Source organism: Brevundimonas sp. Root1423 (assembly GCF_001426805.1).
In genome coordinates this window covers 26,075-48,778 of sequence record NZ_LMFL01000045.1, presented here as the reverse complement: position 1 = coordinate 48,778, position 22,704 = coordinate 26,075, and the positions used below count along the sequence as shown (strand labels likewise).

Here is a 22,704-nt window from a genome sequence, read left to right as displayed (position 1 = left end):
TAAAAGCCTCGGTCGCCGAGCGCCGGGTGATGAAGAAATGTCACGCTTTCATCGCGACTCACAGCTTAACGGGTCACGGTCTTGCGAGCGTTGTTGCCGCGACTCTTCGCCGACCCTATAGGCAGGGCTGCGCCACAGGGGGGCGCTGTTTGAAAGCGTGAGTGCGACCATGACCGCATTGGCGTCTGCGATCGTCGACACGGCCTCGTACAGGCCGACCGACGACGAGCCGTTCATGAACGAGCGGCAGCTCGCCTACTTCAAGGGCAAGCTGATGGACTGGAAGGACGACATCCTTCGTGAGTCCAAGGGGACCGTCGTCAATCTGAAGGCCGAGACGGAAAATCATCCGGATCTGGTCGACCGGGCGTCGTCGGAATCCGACCGGGCGCTGGAACTGCGCACCCGCGACCGCCAGCGCAAGCTGATCTCCAAGATCGATGAGGCGCTGCGCCGCATCGAGGACGGCTCTTACGGCTATTGCGAGGAGACCGGCGAGCCGATCAGCCTCGGACGGCTGGAAGCGCGCCCCACGGCGACGCTGTCGGTCGAGGCCCAGGAGCGTCACGAGCGCCGTGAACGCGTCCACCGCGACGACTGACAAACGCGGCGACGCCTTGACTTGGCCGGTTTCGGGGGCGACCTAGCGCGCCTCGCGTCTCAAGGTCTGCTCAATGTCCGTCAAGGTCCGTTTCGCCCCGTCGCCGACGGGTAAGCTGCACGTCGGCAACGTCCGCACCGCTCTCGTGAACTGGATGTTCGCCAAAGGGCAGGGCGGAAGCTTTGTCCTGCGCATCGACGATACCGATCTGGCGCGCTCCACGCCCGAGTTCGAACAGGGCATCGAGGACGACCTGACCTGGCTCGGCCTCGTCTGGGATGAACGCCACAATCAATCCAGGCGGTTCGACCGCTACGAAGAAGCCGCGGCGCGCCTGAAGGCCGCCGGGCGGCTCTACGCCTGCTACGACACCTCCGAGGAACTGGACCGGCGCCGCAAGGTGCAGCTGTCGCGCGGCCTGCCGCCGATCTACGACCGCGCCGGTCTGGCGCTGACGGACGCGGAAAAGGCGGCCTATGAGGCCGAGGGGCGCAAGCCGCACTGGCGCTTCAGGCTGGACGGGCGCCGCGTCGCCTGGGAAGACCTGTCGCGCGGCCATGCCGAGGTGGACACGGCCTCGATGTCGGATCCGGTGCTGATCCGCGAGGACGGCCTGTTCCTCTACACCCTGCCGTCGGTCGTCGACGATATCGACATGGCCATCACCCATGTGATCCGCGGCGAGGACCACGTGACCAACACCGGCGCCCAGATCGAGATCTTCGAGGCGTTGGGCGGTCCGGTCCCCGAGTTCGCCCATATGCCCCTGCTGGTCGGCGAGGACGGGCAGGCCTTGTCCAAACGTCTGGGCTCGCTGTCGATCGCCGAGATGCGCGACAAGGGCTATGAGCCGATCGCCATCACCAGCCACCTGGGCCGCATCGGGACCAGCGATCCGTTGGAGGTGGGGGAGTCCATCGACGCCCTCGGCGCGAGCTTCGGCTTCGCCAAGATGGGCCGGTCGCCGGCGCGCTATGACACTGCCGATCTGGATCGACTGAACGCCCAGGCCCTGCACGCCATGCCCTACGCCGTGGCGCAGCCGCGGCTGGTCGAACTGGACGCCGATCTGGGCGAAACCTTCTGGAACGGCGTGCGAGGAAACCTTCAGAAGTTCGCCGATGTCGTTGATATAGCGAAGATCGTTCGCGGACCGGTGACGCCGGAGATCGAGGATGCAGCCTTCGCCCAGGCGGCGCTGGCGGCCCTGCCGGAAACTATCGACGAAACCCTGTGGCCGGTGTGGACGGCGGCGGTGAAGGAGGCGACCGGGGCCAAGGGCAAGGCGCTGTTCATGCCGCTGCGCCTGATGATCACGGGCCAGTCGCACGGCCCGGACATGGCGACGCTGGCGCCGATGATCGGCCGCGAGCGGATCGTGAAGCGGCTCAAGGGCGAAACGGCGTAGGCGCGGGATTTCCCTTTCCGTTCATCCCGGCGAAAGCCGGGACCCAGTCCTGTCCAGCGTGACGCCGGTGTCTCAGGACTGACAATGGCGGGTCGAGGAATCGCTGCATCACCCAAAGTACTGGGTCCCGGCTTTCGCCGGGATGAGCGGTTTATAGGCATACGCCCAACAAAAAGGCCGCCCTGCGAGGGGCGGCCTTTTTCCGTTTCCGATCCTTTCGGATCAGGCGTTGCAGACGGCCAGCTGCTCGGCCGACAGGGCGACGCCCTTGTAGCTGAACGAGGACACGGCGCCGAAGCGGGCGACGACGCGGCGGCAGGCGCGCGGGGCAGGCTGGTTGGCGCCGCCGTTGGCGGTGCAGGAACCGCCCGTGCAGCGCCAGGAAGCGCCGTCGATGATAGTGGCGGAGGCGGGCGCCTTCGAGGCATCGGTCAGAACAGCGCTCGAGGCCGGAGCCTGGGCGACGGCGGGAGCGGCGACGAACAGGGCCGCGGCGATGAGCAGAGCACGCATGGGGAGGTCTCCGGGCAGGCGGAAACGACCATCGTTCCCGCAGCGCCAATGTCCGTTGTTATAGGAAACTGTCAAGGCGCGTTTCCAAAAGAGACGCACGGACACCAGCTGACTGACCAGTGATTACTTATCGCTGATCATGTTTCAAGTGCGGCATGGCGTCCGCGCCCTTCATGGTCTCGATCGCCGCCTCGACTGTGTCGCAGACGACCCATGCCTGACGGAAGGTGGCCGGGGTCATGCCGGACTCGATGCTGTGTTCCAGCATGGCCAGCAGGGTGTCCCAGAAGCCGTTCAGATTCAGGAAGATGACCGGTTTGGAATGCAGGTCCAGTCGCTTCCATGAAAGCACCTCGATGGCTTCCTCGAGCGTGCCGACGCCGCCCGGCGCGACCACGAAGGCGTCCGACTGATCGTACATGATCGTCTTGCGCTCGTGCATCGAGGGCACGACGATGGTCTCGACGTCGTCGAACAGGCGCTCGCGGCTGCGCAGGAAGCCCGGCATGACGCCCAGGACCCGGCCGCCGGCCTCGTGCGCCCCGCGCGCCGATGCGCCCATCAGGCCGACCCCGCCGCCGCCGTAGACCAGCCGCCACCCGGCCCGGGCGGTCTGTTCGCCGAAGGCGCGGGCCGCCTCGGTGTAGGCGGGGTCGGAGGCGTCCGATGAACCGCAGAACAGGCAGACGGACTTTCCGTCGAAGGGCTGGATGGCAGGCGTGGACATGGGGCCTCGGGAACGGTGGGAGACAGCGCCCCCCCGGGCGCGCTATCTGGGGGACTACTCCTAGCGGTCGGATCGACGCGATGAAACGGGCCATGTTCGGCAAGGCGGGATTGGCGGCGTTTCTGGCGTCGCTGGCCGCCGCCTGCGCGCCGCCCGCCCCGCCGGAAGCGCCTGCCGGGGTCGAGAGCGCTGCGTCGGGCTGGAGCCGGCCGCCCGAGATCCAGGCCGTGCAGCGGGCCTCCTCGAGCCTGATCTTCACCGGCGCGGCCGAACCGGGCGCGCGCGTCGTCCTGCGCAGCGATTCGGGCGCGGCCTATGCGGCGGCGGCGGACGAGCGCGGCCGGTTCGAGATCCGCATGACCGCGCCTGCGGGCGATCTGTGGCTGCGGCCCGAGACGCAGATTGGCCAGGATTCGGCGCCCTCTCCCGACCGGCTGCTGATCGTCGCCGGAGGGCAGGGACCGATCGCCATCCTGCGCAGCGGCGGGCCGACGCGTCGTCTGGACCGCGCGCCGGCGCTTGGCGCGGTCGACAGCGACAGCCGCATGCGACTGGCGTCTGGAAGGGCCGCGGGGCGAGCGCCGGTGCTGGTGCAGGCGGCCGGAGAGGCCGTGCGGGTCACGCCGGACGCGCAGGGGCGCTGGAGTCTGATGTTGAGATCGGCGGACGGGCCCGGTGAGATCCAGGCGGGCGGTGCGCGTTTCGACTGGCCGGGCGATGCTTCAAGGGGCCCCGCGCCGCGCGTCGAACGGGCGGGTCAGGGCTGGCGGGTCGCCTGGACGGGGGCTGACGGCGCGCGGCAGTCGACCTGGCTGCCGGATGCGGCCTGAGACGGTTTACGCCCGGTTAACCAATTCAATCCATCGGAGGGATGTCTTCTCTTCTTCGAGGACACCCACCATCACCGAACTTCTTCAGCCCGGCGCGCGCGWCCTACGACCAGCCGATTAACAGTCGGCTGCTCTACCACTGAGCTACCGCGGAACACTTCCTCTCGGGAAGGCGGGCGCTATAGCAGCGCGAGTCAGAGTGACGCAACGGGAAATATCCGATCTTGGCCGTGATCCGCATCGACGACCCCTGTGATCCGCGCATCGCGGGCTTCCGCGACATCAAGGAACGGGACCTGACGGGCAGGCAGGGCCTGTTCGTGGCCGAGGGCGAGGTGGTGCTGAACGGGCTGACGTCGCCGCAATCGCTGTGTCGGCCCGTCGCGCTTTTGCTGGATGCGAAACGGGTGGACGGGCTGGCCGAAGTGGTCGCCCGGGTCCCGGATGACGTCCCGGTCCATGTCGCCGACCAGCCGATTCTCGACGCCATCGCCGGATTCCACCTGCACCGCGGCATCCTGGCTCTCGGCCGGAAGCCCGAGCACGCGACGCTGGCGGCGGTGCTGGCGCCGCTGGGGCCGGACGCCGTCGTTGTCGCGGCCTGCGGCATCGGCAACCACGACAACATGGGCGGTCTGTTCCGCAACGCCGCCGCCTTCGGAGCCGGGGCGGTGCTGCTGGACCAGACCTGCTGCGACCCCTTCTACCGCAAGGCTATCCGCGTCTCCGTCGGAGCCGTGCTGCGCACCCCTATGGCGACGGGGCTGGACGCGTCCGCGATGATCGACGGTCTGGAGCGGGCCGGCTTCTCGGTCATGGCCCTGACCCCCGGAGCCGAGACGCCGCTGCATCTGATGCCGCGCGGCGGGCGGGTGGCGCTGATTCTGGGTCCGGAGGGGCCGGGCCTGTCGCCGGAGGTTATCGCGCGCTGCCGACCGGTTGGAATTCCGATGTCCGGCGGCTTCGATTCCCTGAACGTTTCGGTCGCCAGTGGAATTGCGCTGCATCATTTCACCCGACAGGCGTGAAACGATCACGGATTTGCGATTAACGCTTTGTACACCTTGATGAACCGCCACGCTTGTGTCGGTGTGGCCGCGTCCGGGAGGGTTTCATCATGTTTGGCGGCGTTTTCGTCTTCATCCACCGCAATGCGCGCCTCGCGCTGGCGGTCGGCATCGTCACGGCCGGCGTCAGCGCGGCCTCGGTGATCGGCTGGATCACCGCGCCGGTCTGACCGCTCTGAAGAAAATCGCGATGGAGGCCTGACCGAGAATCGAACTCGGGTGCAAGGATTTGCAGTCCTCTGCGTAACCACTCCGCCATCAGGCCCTGGGTCGTCCGGAGACGACCTCGCCATCGCGAGGGGCGTTCGCTATCAGATCGGATTGTCGCCCGCAACGCACAGACCTATAAGCGCGCCAGATTTCCCGGCGTGTCGCCGGGCGCCCACAGTCGCAGGATCGTCGCCCCATGGATTTCGCCGCCGCCCGCAAGGTCATGGTCGACAGCCAGGTCCGCGTGAACGACGTCACCGACCGTTCGCTGCAGGCGGCGCTGCTGGCCGTGCCGCGCGAACGTTTCCTGCCCGCTGACCGCGCATGGTCCGCCTATGCCGAGATCGAGCCCGAGATCGCGGCCGGCCGCCGGCTGATGATGGCCCGCGACCTGTCCAAGCTGCTGATGGCGCTGGACGCGAAGCCGGGCGAGACCGCCTTGGCCATCGCCGCTCCCTATGGCGCGGCGGTGCTGGCGCGCCTCGGCCTGGCCGTGACGGCTCAGGAAGCCGACGACGCCGTGTTCGGCGTCACGGGCGCCGTGCTGGCGGAGGAGGGCGTCCATACGGTCGTCGCGCCGCTGTCGACGCCATCGGGCGAGGGCTATGACCTGATCGTTTCCGAAGCGGGCGTCCCCGGGCGACCGGAAGCCTGGCTGAACGCGCTGAAGATCGGCGGCCGGATGGCGGTCGTCGAGCGCGGCGGGCCGGTCGGCAAGGCGGTGCTCTATATCCGCGGCGAGCAGGGCGTGTCGCGTCGTGAGCTTTTCGATTCGACTCCGCCGGTTCTCACCGACCTGGCTCCGGAGCCAGCCTTCGCGCTGTAGCGCCGGAGCGACGGAATCCGCAGAACCTTCGCGTGAAAAAAACTTAACTGGCGCGGGGGTAAACCGTCCCGCATCAGACCTATGTATGCAGAGGGCGTGCTTCCCCGCGCCCAGGGGCTCAGGACTACAATGCTCAAACGTTCGCGCGCGCTGGCCTCGGTGGCCGCTATCGCCATCCTCTCCGGCGTCGCCGCCCCCGCGTGGGCCGAGACGCTGAAGGAAGCGCTGGCTCTGGCGTATCAGACCAATCCCTCGCTTCTGGCGCAGCGCGCCAGCCAGCGGGCGCTGGACGAATCGATCGTCCAGGCGCGCGCCGGCCTGCGGCCCCAACTCGATATCACCGCCCGCGGCGGCTACGCCTACAGCAGGACCGCCGCCGGTACGCGCGAGGTCGACACGAACAACGACGGCGTCCCTGACACCACCATCAATGTGCCGGCGTCGTCCGAGGATGGCACCAGCGCCGGCGCCTCGCTGGGTCTGTCGCAGACGCTCTGGTCGGGCGGCCGGATCGGCCACGGCATCACGGCGGCGGAAGCCAACATCCTGGCCGGCCGCGAGAACCTGCGTGAGATCGAGCAGACGGTTCTGGCCTCGGTCATCCAGGCCTATGCCGACGTGATCCGTGACACGGACGTTCTGCGCATCCGCCAGTCCAACCTCGGCGTCCTTCGCCGCCAGCTGGACGAATCGTCGGCCCGGTTCGAGGTGGGCGAGATCACCCGCACCGACGTGGCCCAGTCCGAAGCCCGTCTGGCCCAGTCCGAGGCGGATCTGGCCAACGCCCAGGCCCAGCTGTCCGTGTCGCGCGCCGTCTATGCCGCCGTCGTCGGACAGGCGCCGGGCGATCTGGCCCCCATGCCGGTCCTGCCGAACCTGCCCACCGATTTCGACGCTGCCCTCGACGTCGCCATGGTCGACAATCCCAGCATCCGCGCCGCCGGCTACAACCTGCAGGCCGCGGAAGCCAATGTGGCGGCGGCCAAGGCGGAATATCTGCCGTCGGTCCGGCTGACGGCCTCCTACGGCGGTGACACCGACGACATCGGCAGCCCGGCCGACATCGCCGACAACCAGTCCTTCCAGGCCGGCGCCTCGCTCTCGATGCCGCTGTTCACGGGCGGTCTGAACAGTTCCCGGGTCGCCCAGGCCCGCGAGCGCGCCAACGTCGCCCAGATCAACGTCGAGGGCGAACGCCGCAGCACGCTGCAGTCGGTCAGCTCGGCCTACGCCCAGTCCCTGTCGGCGCGTTCGACGCTGACGGCGGGTCAGGAGGCCGTCCGCGCCGCCACCGTCGCCGCCGAGGGCGTGCGTCAGGAGGCCCAGGTCGGCCTGCGCACCACGCTGGACGTGCTGAACCAGGAACTGGAGCTGCGCAACGCCGAGGTCACCCTGGCCAGCGCGCGCCGCAATGAATACGTCGCACAAGCCAATCTGCTGGCCGCCATGGGACGGCTGGAAGGCCCGGATCTGGACGCCTCGATCCCGGTCTATGATCCGGCGGACAACTACAACCGCGTGCGCAACCGCGGCGGCCTGCCGTGGGACGGTCTGATCGAGTCGATCGACCGGATCGCCGCGCCTTCGATCATGCCGGCCAACGACGCGGCTGACGCGCCGATCGACACGCAGCTGAAGTCCGAAGTCGTCCAGACCGCGCCGCGCGACTGACATCGCCGGCATCGCCCGCCGGGCGACTTTCGTCCCGGCGGTTAACCGGTCAGGCGAAAAACGCCCGTTGATTCCAGCGGGCTGAGATGCGACGACAGCCGTACATGGGGCGGTTCGCCGGCCCAGCCGCCATTCGCCCCGGGGTTTCGACATGACCGACACGACCGCCGCCCAGGAACCGACGATGGAGGAAATCCTGGCGTCGATCCGCCGGATCATCTCCGAGGACGACGCGCCCGCCGAGACGGCGACCGCCGCCGCTCCGGCCGAGCCGGAAGCCGAAGCAAAAGCCGCGCCGTCGCCCGCCCTGATGGACGAAACGCCGTCGATGCAGGAGCCCGAGGCCGCCGATGAGGACGTGCTGGAGCTGACCGAGGCCTATGAGCCCCCGGTCGCCGAAACCATCGGTGATCTGGATGTCTCCCCCGCCGAGCCGGAACCCTTCCCCGTCAGCGAGTCGGTCTACGCCGAGCCGGTCGCGACCCAGTCGCCCGATCATCCGGCGGCGACGGCGTCCTACGACCCCCTAGTGGGCGACAGCGCTGCGGCCAGCGCGGCCTCCGCCTTCGCCGGATTCGCCTCGACCCTGAAGAAGCCGGAACCGGCCGACGTTCAATTCCCCTCGGGCCCGACCATCGACGAGATGGTGCGCGGCCTGCTGCGCCCGATGCTGAAGGAATGGCTGGACGCCAACCTGCCGGCCATCGTCGAGACCCAGGTACGCAAGGAAGTCGAACGCATCGCCCGCACCGCCGGCTAGCTTCACCTGCGACCTGATCAAGGCTAGATCATTCCGGGGCGGCTCCAGTCGGGGCCGCCCTAATCTTTTGTCTGAAGACCGTTCCAATGCTCGACAAGACCTTCGACCCGACCGCCGCCGAACCGCGCATCTACAAGCAATGGGAGGACAGCGGCCTGTTCGCCCCGAAAACTGACGGCGCCGCCGAGGCCTATTCGATCGTCATTCCGCCGCCGAATGTGACGGGGTCGCTGCACATCGGCCATGCGCTGAACAACACCCTGCAGGACATCCTGGCCCGGTATCACCGGATGAAGGGCAAGGCGGTGCTGTGGCTGCCGGGCACGGACCACGCCGGCATCGCCACCCAGATGGTGGTCGAGCGCCAGCTGGCCGCCGCGGGCAATGTCGGGCGGCGCGAAATGGGCCGCGAGGCCTTCCTGGCCAAGGTCTGGGAATGGAAGGCCGAGAGCGGCGGCACCATCGTCCAGCAGCTGCGCCGGCTGGGCGCGTCCTGCGACTGGAGCCGCGAGCGCTTCACTCTCGACGAGGGCCTGAACGCCGCCGTGCGCAAGGTCTTTGTCCAGCTTCACAAGGACGGCCTGATCTATCGCGACAAGCGGCTGGTGAACTGGGACCCGCATTTCCAGACCGCCATCTCGGACCTCGAGGTGGAGCAGCGCGAGATGGACGGGTCCTACTGGCATTTCGCCTATCCGCTGGCTGACGGCGTGACCTATCAGCACCCGGTCGCTTACGACGGGGATGGGCAGCCCACCGAATACGAGACGCGCGACTATATCGTCGTCGCCACGACGCGGCCCGAGACCATGCTGGGCGACACCGGCGTGGCCGTGCACCCCGACGACGCGCGCTATGCGGGGCTGGTCGGCAAGTTCGTGACCCTGCCCATCGTCGGCCGCCGCATCCCCATCGTCGCCGACGACTACGCTGATCCGACCAAGGGTTCGGGCGCGGTGAAGATCACCCCGGCGCACGACTTCAACGACTTCCAGGTCGGCAAGCGGGCAGGGCTGGCGGCGCTGAACATCATGGACGCCTTCGGCCGCATCACCGCCGCGGACACGCTCGACGTGCCCGCCGAATACGAAGGTATGGACCGCTTCGCCGCGCGCAAGGCCATCGTCGCAAGGGCCGAGGACGACGGCTGGCTGAAAGAGATCGAGAAGACCCGCCACGTCATCCCGCACGGCGACCGCTCGGGCGTGGTCATCGAGCCGTGGCTGACGGACCAGTGGTACGTCGACGCCCACACCATGGCCCAGCCGGCGATGAACGCCGTCCTGATCGGCACGACGGTCTTCGAGCCGAAGAGCTACGAGAAGATCTATTTCGAATGGCTGCGCAACATCGAGCCGTGGTGCATTTCGCGCCAGCTTTGGTGGGGCCACCGCATCCCGGCCTGGTACGGACCGAACGGCGAGATCTACGTCGCCGAAACGGAGGCCGACGCCCGCGAACAGGCGATGGCGGACTATGATTCCGAGGTCGTCCTGACCCAGGACGAAGACGTTCTGGACACCTGGTTCAGCTCGGCCCTGTGGCCGTTCTCGACCATGGGCTGGCCGGACGACACCGAGGACCTGCGCCGCTTCTATCCGACCAGCGATCTGGTCACGGCCGCGGACATCATCTTCTTCTGGGTCGCCCGGATGATGATGATGGGCCTGCACTTCATGGACGAGGTCCCGTTCAAACGCGTCATCATCAACGGCCTCGTCCGCGACGAGAAGGGCCAGAAGATGAGCAAGTCCAAGGGGAACGTCATCGACCCCCTCGGCATCATCGACGAGCTGGGGGCCGATCCCCTGCGCTTCACCATGGCCATTCTGTCGGGCACGCGCGACATCAAGTTGTCGCGCCAACGTATTGAAGGTTATCGCAACTTCGGCACCAAACTGTGGAACGCGGCGCGCTTCTCGCAGATGAACGAGGCCCGCCGCATCGAGGGTTTCGATCCGGCCAATGTCGACCAGACCATCAACCGCTGGATCCGCGGCGAACTGACCAAGGCCGAGCGCGCCGTCAGCGAGGCCATCGAGGGCGGCCGCTTCGACGACGCCGCCTCGGCCCTGTACCGCTTCGTCTGGAACGTCTTCTGCGACTGGTATCTGGAACTGGCCAAGCCGGTCTTCATGGGCTCGGACGAGGTCGCCAGGGCCGAGACCCGCGCCATGACGGCCTGGACCCTGGACCAGACCCTGAAGCTGATGCATCCCTTCATGCCCTTCATCACCGAAGAGCTGTGGGACAAGCTGGCCGGGGAGGGCGCGCCTCGCGCCGAGGCCACGCTGATCGGCGCGGCCTGGCCCGACCTGCCCGACGCCTTCATCGACGCCGAGGCCGAGGCCGAGATCGGCTGGCTGGTCGACCTGGTCACCGAAATCCGCCAGCTGCGCGCCGAGATGAATGTGCCGCCGTCGGCCAAGCCGCCGCTGGCCTTCGTCTCGCCCGAGGGGGCGACAGCGGAGCGGATGACGCGGCACCGCGACCTGATCCTGACGCTGGGCCGGGCGGGCGAACTGACCACGGTGGATGCGGCGCCCAATGGCGCGGTGACCTTCGTCTCGGGCGGCGCCACGGCGGCCCTGTCGCTGGCCGGGATCATCGACGTCACGGCGGAACGCACCCGCCTGACCAAGGAGATCGCCGCCTTCGACAGCGACATCGGTCATGTGAACAAGAAGCTGGGCAACCCCAATTTCGTGGACCGCGCGGCCCCCGAAGTCGTCGATGAACAGCGCCAGAAGCTGGCCGAGGCCGAGGCCGGCAAGGCGAAGCTGCAGGCGGCTCTGGCGCGTCTGGACGCGGTGGGGTGAAGACCCGGCTCGACCAGCTGCTGGTCGCGCGTGGTCTGGCGGAGAGCCGGTCGCGCGCGAAGGCGGCGATCGAGGCCGGCGGCGTGACCGTGGACGGCGCGCCGGCGAAGGCGGCGTCCCAGCCGGTGGCGGAGGATGCGGTCGTGACCTACGCCGACGCCCACGGCTGGGTCGGCCGGGGCGCGCTGAAGCTGGACCATGCCCTGACCCTGTGGCCGGTCGAGGTCGCCGGGCGGACGGTGCTGGACGTCGGAGCCTCGACGGGAGGCTTTACCGAGGTCTGTCTGAAGCGCGGCGCGGCGCGGGTGTTCGCCGTCGACGTCGGTTCGGGCCAGATGCATGCGCGGGTCGCCGCGGATACCCGCGTGGTCAATCTTGAACAGACCGACGCCCGGGATCTGACACTGGATCTTGTCCCGCAGCCGCCCGGGTTGATCGTCTGCGACGCCAGCTTCATCGGCCTTGCCAAGGTGCTGCCGGCCGCGCTCGCTCTCGCCGCGCCGGGAGCGGACCTGGTCACCCTGGTCAAACCCCAGTTCGAGGCGACCGGGCCGGGCGGGACGAAAAAGGGCGTGGTGAAAGACCCGGCGACGCAGCAGGCTGCGCTGCAGTCTGTGTCTGAATGGCTGGAGACGCAGGGGTGGGCCGTGCAGGACACGGCCAAAAGCCCGATCACGGGCGGGGACGGGAACGTCGAATACCTGCTCTGGGCGAAGCGGGTCTGACCCAAACGCGCTCGAACAGCGGGCGACCGCGTCGCCTGCGGTAGCGCCCAGAATGGAAAAACCCCCGGTGGATTGCTCCACCGGGGGTCTCCGTCACGTCGCCGATCGACAGGGGGGCTGAAAAATAACCGGCGACGCAATTCCGTGATTCAGTAGCGGCTCGGGCAGGACTGCTCGTAGCGGGTCACATAGCGGCCGTTGTAGTCGCGGCTGCGGACCTCCACCGTGCGGCAGCCGGTCTGATAGCCGGACTGGCTGTAGCCATAGGGGTCGTAGGACTGACCGTAGCGCGACTGGTCATAGCCGGACTGGTACGACCGCTCGTAGCGGTCGGTCTCATAGCCGCGGTCGTAGGACTGGTAGCCGTATTGCGACTGGCTATAGCGAGGCTCGTCGTACCGGTAGTCGTAGCGGCCGTAGTTCTCGCCACAGTCGCGGGCCGAGCTTCCGCCGACGCCGGCGCCGATCACCGCGCCGAGCACGCCGCCCAGGATGCTGCCTTCCGTCCGGCGACCACGCGCCGCGAGCTGCGATCCGGCCACCGCGCCGAGGGTGGCTCCAACGGCGAGACCGCCGCCCTGACGGCTGCTGCGGTCGCTACGGCATTGGCCATAGCCGTCGCGGTAGGCGGGCTCCTGATAGCCGTAACGCGACTGATCGTAGTCATAGCCGCGATCATAGGCGCCCGAGCCGTAGTTCTGCGGGCCCTGATAGCTGTACGTCTGGGCCGAGGCCGAGGCAGGGGCCAGCAGGGCGGCCACGGCTGCGAGGGCGGTGGCGGTTGTGGCGGTCTTCAGGGGCAGGCGGGCGAACATGAGCGTCGATCCTTGGGCTTCTGTCCGCAAGAGATAGGCGTGTGAAGCTGAACGGCTTTTGAGCGCGCCGTTCATCTTCGTTCAGGTTTCCCGGGCGGCCCGGAACCTCTAGGAACGGTCCATGACGGAAACGCTGACGATCGCGCGCGTGGGCGGGCAGGGCGACGGGATCGCCGAAACGCCCGAAGGTCCCGTGTTCGCGCCCCTGACCCTGCCGGGTGAGACGGTGCGCGGCGAGCTGCGCGAGGGTCGGCTGGAGGCAATCGAAATACTCACGGCCAGCCCGGACCGGGTCGCGCCCGCCTCGCCCCACTATGGCGCCTGCGGCGGCTGTTCCCTGCAGCACTGGGCCAGCGGCCCCTATCTGGACTGGAAGGCCGAGCAGGTGAGGCTGGCCCTGGCGCGCGAGCGGATCGAGACCGAGATCGAACCGACCGTCGCCGTGCCGCCGGGCACGCGGCGACGGCTTGCCCTGCACGCCCGGCGCGGCGAGGACGGGCGCGTCATGCTCGGCTTCAAGGCGCGCAAGAGCTGGCGGCTGGTCGAGGTCACTGTCTGCCCCGTGGCTGATCCCCGGCTGGTGGCGGCCTTCCCGGCCCTGGCGCGGATCGCCGCGCCCTTCCTGGAGCATCCGAAGTCGGCGCCGACGCTGCATGTGACCTGGACGCTGACGGGGCTGGACGTCGATGTGACGGGAGTCGAGCGGCGTTCGGGCGGGCTGTCCGGCGATGCGCAGATGCGCGCCATCCAGGCGGCGGCCGCGGCAGACGTGGCGCGCCTCAGCCTCGCCGGCGAGACCCTGATGATGGAGCGTCAGCCGAAGATCATGTTCGGCGCCGCCACCGTACCCCTTCCGGCCGGCGGCTTCCTGCAGGCCGTGCCCGAGGCCGAGGCGGCCATGGTCGAGCGCGCCGTCGAGGCGGTGAATGGAGCGAAGAAGATCGCCGACCTGTTCTGCGGCGCCGGGACCTTCACCTTCCCGCTGGCGGCCGTTGCGCCGGTTCTGGCGGCCGACGGGTCAGCGCCGGGCATCGCGGCGCTGAAGGCGGGGATGGGCACGGCCAGGGGCCTGAAGCTGATTACCGCCGAGGCGCGCGACCTCTTCAGGCGGCCGCTGGCGCCTTATGACCTGCGCGGCTGCGACGCCGTGGTGCTGGATCCGCCGCGGGCCGGGGCGATCGAGCAGACGAAACAGCTGCCGGGGACGAAGGCCGGGAGCGTCGTCTATGTTTCCTGTAATCCCGTGACCTTCGCCCGCGACGCGCGCATCCTCATCGACGCCGGATTCCGGCTGGAGCGGGTCACGCCGGTGGATCAATTCCTCTGGTCGGCCCATGTCGAACTGGTGGGCGTTTTCAGGCGATAGGCGATGACCATGACCGACGATCTGCCCGACGAGGATGGCGGCGGCTTCGACGCCGAGGACTGGACCCGTCTGAGGCCCTTCACCGGGGCGGTGGCGACGCTGGACGACGTTCAGGCGCGGCGGGCGGTCTTCGCACTCGGCGACACCGACGACCCGCGTCCCATTGTCATGGACCTGCCCCAGCCGGTGATCTGGTGGGACGATGAAGCCGGGCAGGCGGCGGTGGCCGTGCAGGCCGAGACCCACCTCGGCCCCGACGGCGAGGAGATGGAGGTCCTGGGCCTGATCCTGCCCGATGGCGGCGGCGCGGTGGCCCTGATGGAGGACGTCGATCTGGTCGACGCCTCCGACCCGACCTGGCGCGACCTGGTCACCAGCGCCATCGACCCGTCGGCGGCCTACGACGACTAGGCGGACCGTTCCGGCGCGTGGCGCAGGGCCCAGTCGAGCGCATAATCGGCCACCTCTTCCCACCCCGCGTCGATCCCGGTCCAGTGCGAGCGGTCGGGATAGATCTTCAGCTCGGTCGGCGAAGGCGCCTGCTTCTGCTTCTCATAGATGGCGCGGGTCATGCTGGCATCGGCGATCAGGTCTACGCCGCCGCCGATCAGGAGCAGCCGGGGGCGTTTCGGGTTCGCCCAGTGGATCGGTTCGGGCTTCAGGATGCCGTCCCAGTAGACCTTGCCCGCCGTGGGCACCACGTAGCGGTCGTACAGGGCGTCGACCTGGTCGCGCGGGGCCGTCTGGGCGAAGCGGGTCGCGAAATGTTTGCGCGACATCACCTTCAGCTGGCCGCCGGTGAAGGGGTTCCACAACACGGGAAGGGCGGATTTGATCGCATGCGGCCCCAGCGGAACCCCGGGCGTCGGGGCCGGGTCGATGGCCACGGCGGCGGCTCCCAGACCGCGGTTGGCCAGATGCTGGACGATGACCCCGCCAAACGAGTGGCCAATCAGGATCGGCGCTTCGGGCAACGCGCGGACCAGGCGGTCGTGGTGGTCAACAATCGCCTTCTGACCTGTGCGCGCCAGTTCGGGATGCGGTGAGGCCCGGAGCTGTTCCGGCGGGCGGTCGTCATAGGGCCAGTCCGGCGTCAGGACGGTGTAACCCCTGGCTTCGTAGCGCGCCTTGAAGCCTTCCCAGGCGCGGGAATTGAGCTAGGCTCCGTGGATCAGCACGATGGTCCGGGCCATGTCAGCCTCCTGTTCGAGAACCCGCGCGCGACATACGCGACGAGTGGAGACGCAACTCGAAGGTACTGAAGCCGGGACGAGGGGGAGGCGTCCACGGACAGGCGGGATAATGGCACGACAGGGTTGTCTGCGAAACCGCGTTCTCTCGGGTCGTCAGGACGCGAGGTCGAACAGGTCCAGCTGCTTCTTCATGTCGGGCGGCACGCGGAATTTCGTCTCGTCCACGGGGCGACGGGGCCCTTCGAGTCCGTAGCGCTTGACGGCTGCGCGGAAGCGGGCGCCGATCAGCTCGGCCACCGGTCCCGTGCCCTTCATCCGCTGGGACCAGTCGGGATCGTAGTCGCGACCGCCCCGGGTCTGGCGGATCAGGGACATGACGCGGGCGGCGCGGTCGGGCCGGGCGTCGGCCAGCCACTCGCGGAACAGGTCCTTGATCTCCAGCGGCAGGCGCAGGGTCACATAGAAGGCTGCTGTGGCTCCGGCCCTGGCGGACGCCTCGAGTATGGATTCCAGCTCATGGTCATTCAGCCCGGGAATGACCGGGGCGAAACCGACCGCTACCGGACAACCCGCATCCGCCAGCCGCGAGATCGCCTCCAGCCGTTTCACCGGGGTCGAGGCGCGGGGCTCCATGGCGCGGGCGAGGCCGCGGTCGAGGGTGGTGATGGAGATGCAGGCCTGGGCCAGGCCCTGCCGACCCATGGCGCCGAGGATGTCGGCGTCGCGGGTGATCAACACCGACTTGGTGATGATGCTGAAGGGGTGGTTGAACCGCTGCATCACCTCGAGGATCGAACGGGTCGATTTCAGATCGCGTTCGACCGGCTGATAGGGGTCGGTGTTGCCGCCTATGTGGATGCGTTTGCAGACGTAGCGGGGTTTTGAGAGTTCCTGCTCCAGCAGACGCGCGGCCTCGGGCTTGAAGAAGATGCGGCTCTCGAAATCCAGGCCCGGGGATAGGCCCATGAAGGCATGGGACGGACGGGCGTAGCAGTAGATACAACCATGTTCGCAGCCCTTGTACGGGTTGATGGACCGGTCAAAACCGATGTCCGGACTGGTGTTCCGCGCGATGATCGTCCGGGCGTGCTCGGGCGTCAGGGTCGTGCGCAGGGGCGCCGCCTCGGCGTCGTCGGTCGTCCAGCCATCATCGAAGGCCTGCACGGTTTCCGGTTCGAACCGGCTCGTCGCATTCGATCGAGCCCCTCGTCCTTTCGCCGCTTCAGCCATAAGGGGAGGATAGCTGGAGAACAGAACAAAGCAAGAACATTATCGACGATGAAAAGGCCCGCTTTTCAGGCGGGCCGTTCCGGGCCTCAGGGCGCGAGCCGCCGCGCGGCGAGCATAGGCCCAACAAGAATGGTGCGGATGAGAGGACTCGAACCTCCACGCCTTGCGGCGCTGGAACCTAAATCCAGTGCGTCTACCAGTTCCGCCACATCCGCTCAGGTCTGCCACAGCCTCTAGGCGAGACCGCACAAAAGCGAAAGGCCCGGGATCGCTCCCGGGCCTTTGCTTTCTTGTGGGCCTACCGCGCGTTCGCGCTGCTTGAGGCCTGGCTGACCGCGAGGATCAGTCTTCCTTGATGTTGTCCACATCGCCGCCCAGCGCAGCGGCCGGGCTGGACAGTTTGACGTCCTCGGTGATGTCGATGCCCTTGGCGAGCTTCGAGTGCCAGAAGCCGTAGATGATGTAGATCACGGCGCCGACGGCGGCGTAGGCGGCCAGGATGGTCAGGGGCAGCGGATTGCCGTCCATCGCATGCTGGATCATCGGCCAGAAGTTGAAGCCGGCCAGCGCCAGGCAGGACAGGATGCCCAGCACAGCGGTGACGATGCCGCCGGGCACCTTGAACGGACGCTCCATCTCGGGGTGCTTGATGCGCAGGAAGATCACGCTCAGGCAGACGATCGAGAAGGCGACGGCCGTACCCAGCGACACCAGGTCGCCGAGGATCGAGATGGGCAGGAAGGACGCCGCGACGGCGATCAGGATGCCCAGCAGGATGGTGCCGATCCAAGGCGTGCGGAACTTCGGATGGATGACGGCGAAGGCGCGCGGCAGCAGGCCGTCGCGAGCCATGGTGTAGAAGATCCGCGTCTGGCCGTAGCACAGCACCAGCATGACCGAGGACAGGCCGGTGATCGCGCCGATCTTGATCAGGAAGCTGATCAGGTTCAGCGGCGTGCCGTCCGGCGTGATGAACGGCGTGTCGGCCCATTCCAGACCCATGCGATCGATGGCGACGGCCACCGGCGCCGGGCTGGCCAGTTCGAGGTAGGGCACCACGCCCGTCATGACCGCCGCGACGGCCATGTAGATCAGGGTGCAGACGATCAGGGCGCCGAGGATGCCGACGGGGACGTCCTTGGACGGGTTCTTGGCCTCAGCCGCCGCGGTCGAGACCGCTTCGAAGCCGACGTAGGCGAAGAAGATGATCGAGGCGCCGCGCAGGATGCCGGTGGCCCCGTACTCGCCGAACTTGCCGGTCGTGTTCTCGGGGATGAACGGCACCCAGTTGTCCGGGTTGATGTACTGGATCCCCACCGCGATGAAGGTCAGCAGTACGATGATCTTGATCATCACGATGACGTTGTTGATCGAGGCCGACTCGCTGACGCCGAGGACCAGCAGGCTGCAGACCGCGGCGATGCCGATGGCGGCGACGAGGTTGAAGGTGCCGGTCATCGGGAAGCTGGCGACGCCGTCCGTGGTCACGGCCTGGATCAGCGGCGTGGCCCACGAGGGTCCTTCACCGCCCGCGTACTGGATCATCGGGAACAGGCCGTCGGCCAGTCCGAAGTCACGCAGGATCGAGACGACATAGCCGGACCAGCCGACCGCGACGGTCGAGGCGGCGACGCCGTATTCCAGCACCAGCAGCCAGCCCATGATCCAGGCGAAGACTTCGCCGAGGGTGCCGTAGGCATAGGTATAGGCCGAGCCGGACACCGGCATGGTCGAGGCCAATTCGGCGTAGCACAGGCCCGCCAGACCGCAGGCAATGCCGGCGACGATGAAGCTGATCATGATCGCCGGGCCCGCGTTTGCAGCGGCGACCTGACCGGTCAGAACGAAGATGCCGGCGCCGATGATGGCGCCGATGCCCAGGCTCATCAGATTGATGGGGCCCAGCGAGCGCTTCAGCTCGCTCTTGGCCGCTTCCTTCTGGATCTGGGCTACGGATTTCTTGAGGAACAGACGGTTCCCCTTGGGCCTAAGGCCTTCTGCGGACATCGAGTCTCGCCCCCTGATACACGGCAAGTCCTCCCCGGACCGCCTTCAATGGCGCGGACGCTAGCGGCGCACGACCGCGCTGGCAACGCGGTTTCCGATTGATGAATGCCCGGAGACGCTTTCGTGAAAGGGGGTGTAGCGTCTATGCCCGGGCATATGCTGCCCATTCACGCCATTCTGGAGCCCCTGAAGGCCGCGCTGTTTGCGACGAACGCGGTCGTCCTTGCGGCGCCGCCAGGCGCCGGCAAGACCACGGTCGTGCCGCTGGCCTTGCTGGACCAGTCGTGGCTGGGCGAGAGCAAGGTTCTGGTGCTGGAGCCCCGGCGACTGGCGGCGCGCGCGGCGGCCGAACGGATGGCGGCCTCCCTCGGCGAGCAGGCGGGAGAGACCGTCGGATATCGCACCCGGCTACAGAGCCGGATCGGCGCGCGAACACGGATCGAGGTGATCACCGAGGGCGTCTTCACCCGGATGATTCTGGATGATCCGGGACTTGAGGGCGTCGGCGCCGTGCTGTTCGACGAATTCCACGAGCGGTCGCTGGATGCGGATCTCGGGCTGGCGTTGGCGCGGGAGACGCAAGGCTTGCTGCGCGAGGATCTGCGGTTGCTGGTCATGTCGGCGACGCTGGATATCACCGGCGTCTCGGCCCTGCTGGGCGGCGCGCCCGTGATCGAGGCCGAGGGGCGGATGTTTCCGGTCGAGACCCGGTATCTGGGCCGCAACGCCGCCGAGCGTCTGGAGGACGCCGCTGCGCGGGCGGTCCGTCTGGCCCTGACCGAGCAGACCGGGTCGGTTCTGGTCTTCCTGCCGGGGCAGGGCGAAATCCACCGCATCGCCCAGCGGTTGAAGGACGCCGTGCGCGATCCGGCCGTCGATATCGCGCCCCTTTACGGCGCGCTGGATGCGAAAGAACAGGATCGGGCGATCCGTCCCGCCGAACCCGGCCGTCGCAAGGTGGTGCTGGCGACTTCGGTGGCCGAGACGAGCCTGACCATCGAGGGTGTGCGGGTCGTCATCGACGGCGGTCTTTCGCGTGTGCCACGCTTCGAGGCGTCCAGCGGCCTGACCCGGCTGGCGACAGTGCGGGTCAGCCGCTCGTCGGCCGAGCAGCGCCGGGGACGGGCAGGGCGGGTTGAGCCTGGCGTCTGCTACCGCCTGTGGGACGAGGAGGCGACGCGAGGGCTTGTCCCGCATCAGCGGCCGGAGATTCTGGAAGCCGACCTGACTGCCTTTGCGCTGGATCTCGCCCGTTGGGGCGCGCGGACAACCGAGGGGCTGGCGCTGCTGGATCAGCCGCCCGCCGGCGCCTTCGCCGAGGCCCGCAAGGTGCTGGAACGGTTGGGCGCTCTGGACGCCGGCGGCGCCCTGACGACGCACGGGCAGAGACTGACCCGGATCCCGCTGCCGCCCCGGCTGGCGCACATGGTCGCGGCGGCCAGCGATTCAGGGGACGCCTCGCTCGGCGCGCGGATGGCGGCTGTGCTCAGCGAGCCGGGGCTGGGCGGCCATGACGTCGATCTGCGCGAGCGTCTTCGGGAACTGGATCGGGACCGCTCGCCCAGAGCGCGCGACGCCATGAAGCTGGCGGATCGCTGGGCCCGGGCCGCCGGGGGCGGTCGGGGCGGCGAGGCCGACCCGGGCGCCCTGTTGGCTGAAGCCTTCCCCGAACGGGTCGCGAAGGCGCGTGGCAAGCCGGGCGAGGTTCTGCTGGCCTCCGGGCGGGGCGCCTTCGTCGAGCCGACCGACCTGCTGGCGCGCGAGCCCTGGCTGGCCGTGGCTGAACTGGGCGGGGGCGACGCGCGCGACCGCATCCGACTGGCGGTCCCGGTCGATCCGGCGGCGTTGGAACAACGGATCGCGGTCGAGGACCGGCTCACCCGCGAGCCGTCCGGGCGGATGACCATGCGCCGCATCCGCCGCATCGGCGCGATCGTCGTGGACGAGAAGGTTGTTGGCGCCCCCGACCGGGCCGCGATCACGGCGGCGCTCAAGGCGGAGGTCGAACGCGATGGACTGGCCGATCTGAAATCGGGCGATCGCGCCTCGGGCCTGCGGGCGCGGCTGGCCTTCCTCGGCGGGCTCGAGGCCGGTTGGCCCGACGTTTCGGATGAAGGCCTGAGGACCGGGCGCGAAACCTGGCTCTGGCCGCTGCTCGATAATGTTCAGTCGATCGACGCCATCTCCGACGCCGCCCTTGAGGCCGGACTGAAGACCCTGATCCCCTGGGACCGCCAGCGTGCGCTGGAGGAACTGGCTCCTGCCCGGCTGCAGACGCCGCTGGGTTCGGCGTCCATCGACTATGCGGCCCACGGCGGGCCGCGCGTGGATATCCGGGTGCAGGAGCTGTTCGGCGTAACGGTCCATCCAACCGTCGGCGCTGGACGCGTCCACCTGACCCTCGCCCTGCTGTCGCCGGCGCGGCGGCCGGTGCAGGTTACAAAGGACTTGCCCGGCTTCTGGGCCGGAAGCTGGGCCGCCGTCCGCGCCGAGATGCGCGGCCGTTATCCGCGCCACCCCTGGCCCGAGGATCCGACGAAGGCCGACGCCACCAGCCGCGCCAAGCCGCGTGGGGCGTAATCGTGTGCGATCGGGGAGCGGCGGCTGACGAGCCAGCCTGAAGCTGGCATCCTGCTCATATGACCGAGGCCGCCGATCCCCATCCGCCGGATCTGTCTTACCCGGCCCTGTTCCTGCGCTTTCTCAGGTTCGGATTGCTGGCCTTCGGCGGCCCCGTGGCCCAGATCGCCATGATCCGGCGCGAACTGGTCGAGGAGGAGCGGTGGGTTTCCTCCGCCCGGTTCAACAGGCTGCTAGCCGTCATGCAGGTCCTGCCCGGACCGGAGGCGCATGAGCTCTGCGTGCATCTCGGCATTCACGCGAGGGGCCGGATTGGAGGCCTCCTCGCCGGGTTGGGGTTCATGCTGCCCGGGTTCGCGCTGATGCTGCTGGCCGCCTGGGCCTATTTCCGCTTCGACGTCGACCGCGGTTTGGCCGGCGCCGCCCTGGTCGGCGCCCAGGCGGCTGTCGTGGCCCTGATCGTCCGCGCCGTGCACCGGATCGGCGAGCATGTGCTGACGGACCGGGGCCTGTGGACCATCGGGGTCGTGGCCTGCGTCGCGACCCTGCTGGACGCGCCTTTCTGGGTCATCCTGCCAGTCAGCGCCCTGATCCATGTTAGCGCCAGCAGTGGCCGGCGTGGAGAGGCTGCGCTCCTGCTTGCCTCGGGCGTAGTTGCGCTGGGCGTCTGGAGTCTGGGGCAGGGCGGGGCGGCGATGCCTGTGTCCGGGGCAAGCCCACCCCCCGGGGAGGGCGCGTGGCCGCTGCTGTTCGTCTCGGGACTCAAGGCGGGACTGCTGACCTTCGGCGGGGCGTACACGGCCATCCCCTTTCTGCGTCAGGACGTGGTCGGGCGCGGATGGCTGGGCGACGGGACCTTTCTGGACGGAGTCGCCCTGTCCAACGTGCTGCCAGCGCCTCTGATCATCTTCGCCACCTTCGCGGGATACGCCGTGGGCGGGCTCGCCGGAGCGCTGGCCATCACAGCGGGCGTCTTCCTCCCGGCCTTCGCTTTTTCCATGATCTTCTACGACCGGCTGGAAGCCGTGGTGTCGGACCCGCGCATCCGCAGCGCGCTGGACGGCGTGGCGGCGGCGGTCGTCGGTCTGATCGCGGCGACAGCGATCAACCTGGCGATCGGCCTGACGGGCTCGCCCCTCCCGGCGGCGTCCATCGTCATCGCCTGCGTCGCCCTCGCTGCGCTCTATGTCGTCAAAAGCCGGTATGCGCCGCCCGCTATCCTTGTGTTGGCCGGTCTCGCCGGACTGAGCCTTGCCCTGATCTGACCACGGCGCTTGCCTTTTGCGCCCATCCCGCCTCGCTCCGTTCCGAGGACTTCGGTCTTTACAGCGCCTGCGGCGGATCAATCGGATAAAG

General features: G+C 68.4%; 18 protein-coding genes, 2 tRNA genes and 1 pseudogene. 13 read left to right on the top strand and 8 right to left on the bottom strand.

The window, feature by feature from the left end:
- Positions 1-169: 169 nt before the first annotated feature.
- Together dksA and gltX are read left to right on the top strand one after the other, a co-directional pair.
- Complete coding sequence (gene dksA / locus ASD25_RS21810) at positions 170-601, top strand: RNA polymerase-binding protein DksA (RefSeq protein ID WP_056620399.1); 432 nt, start codon at positions 170-172, stop codon at positions 599-601.
- Between the two features lie 73 nt (positions 602-674).
- The gene (gene gltX, locus ASD25_RS21805; RefSeq protein WP_056620398.1) at positions 675-2,009 is read left to right on the top strand and encodes a glutamate--tRNA ligase; all 1,335 of its coding nucleotides are present in this window, start codon (positions 675-677) and stop codon (positions 2,007-2,009) included.
- Positions 2,010-2,231: 222 nt separating this feature from the next.
- On the opposite strand, the gene ASD25_RS21800 is transcribed toward gltX, so the two are convergent.
- The gene (locus tag ASD25_RS21800; RefSeq protein ID WP_056620396.1) at positions 2,232-2,522 is read right to left on the bottom strand and encodes a hypothetical protein; all 291 of its coding nucleotides are present in this window, start codon (positions 2,520-2,522) and stop codon (positions 2,232-2,234) included.
- Between the two features lie 127 nt (positions 2,523-2,649).
- A complete protein-coding gene (locus tag ASD25_RS21795; protein ID WP_056620394.1) occupies positions 2,650-3,249 on the bottom strand; it encodes a TIGR00730 family Rossman fold protein in 600 nt (199 codons plus the stop codon).
- An 80-nt stretch (positions 3,250-3,329) separates the two neighbouring features.
- Between ASD25_RS21795 and ASD25_RS21790 the strand changes: the two genes are divergently transcribed.
- Both ASD25_RS21790 and ASD25_RS21785 read left to right on the top strand, forming a co-directional pair.
- Positions 3,330-4,079 carry a hypothetical protein gene (locus ASD25_RS21790; protein WP_056620392.1) on the top strand — a complete coding sequence of 250 codons (750 nt, stop codon included), beginning with the start codon at positions 3,330-3,332 and terminating at the stop codon, positions 4,077-4,079.
- A gap of 224 nt (positions 4,080-4,303) precedes the next feature.
- Complete coding sequence (locus tag ASD25_RS21785; RefSeq protein WP_056620391.1) at positions 4,304-5,107, top strand: RNA methyltransferase; 804 nt, start codon at positions 4,304-4,306, stop codon at positions 5,105-5,107.
- 230 nt (positions 5,108-5,337) lie between these two features.
- Here the strand turns inward: ASD25_RS21785 and ASD25_RS21780 are convergent.
- Positions 5,338-5,411 (bottom strand) — tRNA-Cys (locus ASD25_RS21780).
- Positions 5,412-5,552: 141 nt separating this feature from the next.
- Between ASD25_RS21780 and ASD25_RS21775 the strand changes: the two genes are divergently transcribed.
- The 5 genes from ASD25_RS21775 (at position 5,553) to ASD25_RS21755 (ending at position 12,157) form a co-directional block, all read left to right on the top strand.
- The gene (locus ASD25_RS21775; RefSeq protein ID WP_056620389.1) at positions 5,553-6,182 is read left to right on the top strand and encodes a protein-L-isoaspartate O-methyltransferase; all 630 of its coding nucleotides are present in this window, start codon (positions 5,553-5,555) and stop codon (positions 6,180-6,182) included.
- A gap of 129 nt (positions 6,183-6,311) precedes the next feature.
- Positions 6,312-7,853, top strand: a complete 1,542-nt coding sequence (locus ASD25_RS21770; RefSeq protein ID WP_056620387.1) for a TolC family outer membrane protein — start codon at positions 6,312-6,314, stop codon at positions 7,851-7,853.
- Positions 7,854-8,004: 151 nt separating this feature from the next.
- A complete protein-coding gene (locus ASD25_RS21765) occupies positions 8,005-8,613 on the top strand; it encodes a DUF2497 domain-containing protein (RefSeq protein WP_056620384.1) in 609 nt (202 codons plus the stop codon).
- An 86-nt stretch (positions 8,614-8,699) separates the two neighbouring features.
- Positions 8,700-11,432: a valine--tRNA ligase gene (locus tag ASD25_RS21760; RefSeq protein WP_056620307.1), complete on the top strand. Its 2,733-nt coding sequence runs from the start codon at positions 8,700-8,702 to the stop codon at positions 11,430-11,432.
- Entirely contained in the window at positions 11,429-12,157 is a 729-nt protein-coding gene (locus ASD25_RS21755) for a TlyA family RNA methyltransferase (protein WP_056620305.1), read from the top strand. Before ASD25_RS21760 ends, ASD25_RS21755 begins: the two co-directional genes overlap by 4 nt.
- A gap of 149 nt (positions 12,158-12,306) precedes the next feature.
- Here ASD25_RS21755 and ASD25_RS21750 read toward each other — a convergent pair whose 3' ends face one another.
- Positions 12,307-12,972, bottom strand: coding sequence for a hypothetical protein (locus ASD25_RS21750; RefSeq protein WP_056620302.1), 666 nt, complete (start codon positions 12,970-12,972; stop codon positions 12,307-12,309).
- A gap of 121 nt (positions 12,973-13,093) precedes the next feature.
- Here ASD25_RS21750 and ASD25_RS21745 point away from each other — a divergent pair, with 121 nt between their 5' ends.
- Both ASD25_RS21745 and ASD25_RS21740 read left to right on the top strand, forming a co-directional pair.
- Positions 13,094-14,338, top strand: coding sequence for a class I SAM-dependent RNA methyltransferase (locus ASD25_RS21745; protein WP_056620299.1), 1,245 nt, complete (start codon positions 13,094-13,096; stop codon positions 14,336-14,338).
- A 9-nt stretch (positions 14,339-14,347) separates the two neighbouring features.
- On the top strand, positions 14,348-14,749 hold the full coding sequence (locus tag ASD25_RS21740) for a hypothetical protein (protein WP_056621353.1): 402 nt from the start codon (positions 14,348-14,350) through the stop codon (positions 14,747-14,749).
- Here the strand turns inward: ASD25_RS21740 and ASD25_RS21735 are convergent.
- From ASD25_RS21735 to ASD25_RS21720, 4 genes and pseudogenes are all read right to left on the bottom strand, one after another.
- Positions 14,746-15,477, bottom strand: a pseudogene (locus ASD25_RS21735) (alpha/beta fold hydrolase); the annotation flags it as partial. The gene ASD25_RS21740 and the pseudogene ASD25_RS21735 sit on opposite strands and share 4 nt — an antisense overlap.
- A gap of 207 nt (positions 15,478-15,684) precedes the next feature.
- Positions 15,685-16,761 (bottom strand): PA0069 family radical SAM protein, encoded by a 1,077-nt coding sequence (locus tag ASD25_RS21730; protein ID WP_056620297.1) that lies wholly within the window; start codon positions 16,759-16,761, stop codon positions 15,685-15,687.
- Between the two features lie 130 nt (positions 16,762-16,891).
- Positions 16,892-16,976, bottom strand: a tRNA-Leu gene (locus ASD25_RS21725).
- Between the two features lie 127 nt (positions 16,977-17,103).
- Positions 17,104-18,768: an amino acid permease gene (locus tag ASD25_RS21720; RefSeq protein WP_056620295.1), complete on the bottom strand. Its 1,665-nt coding sequence runs from the start codon at positions 18,766-18,768 to the stop codon at positions 17,104-17,106.
- Between the two features lie 156 nt (positions 18,769-18,924).
- Here ASD25_RS21720 and hrpB point away from each other — a divergent pair, with 156 nt between their 5' ends.
- Both hrpB and chrA read left to right on the top strand, forming a co-directional pair.
- Complete coding sequence (gene hrpB, locus ASD25_RS21715; protein WP_056620286.1) at positions 18,925-21,348, top strand: ATP-dependent helicase HrpB; 2,424 nt, start codon at positions 18,925-18,927, stop codon at positions 21,346-21,348.
- A gap of 59 nt (positions 21,349-21,407) precedes the next feature.
- A complete protein-coding gene (chrA, locus tag ASD25_RS21710; RefSeq protein WP_056620285.1) occupies positions 21,408-22,613 on the top strand; it encodes a chromate efflux transporter in 1,206 nt (401 codons plus the stop codon).
- Positions 22,614-22,704: the final 91 nt, after the last annotated feature.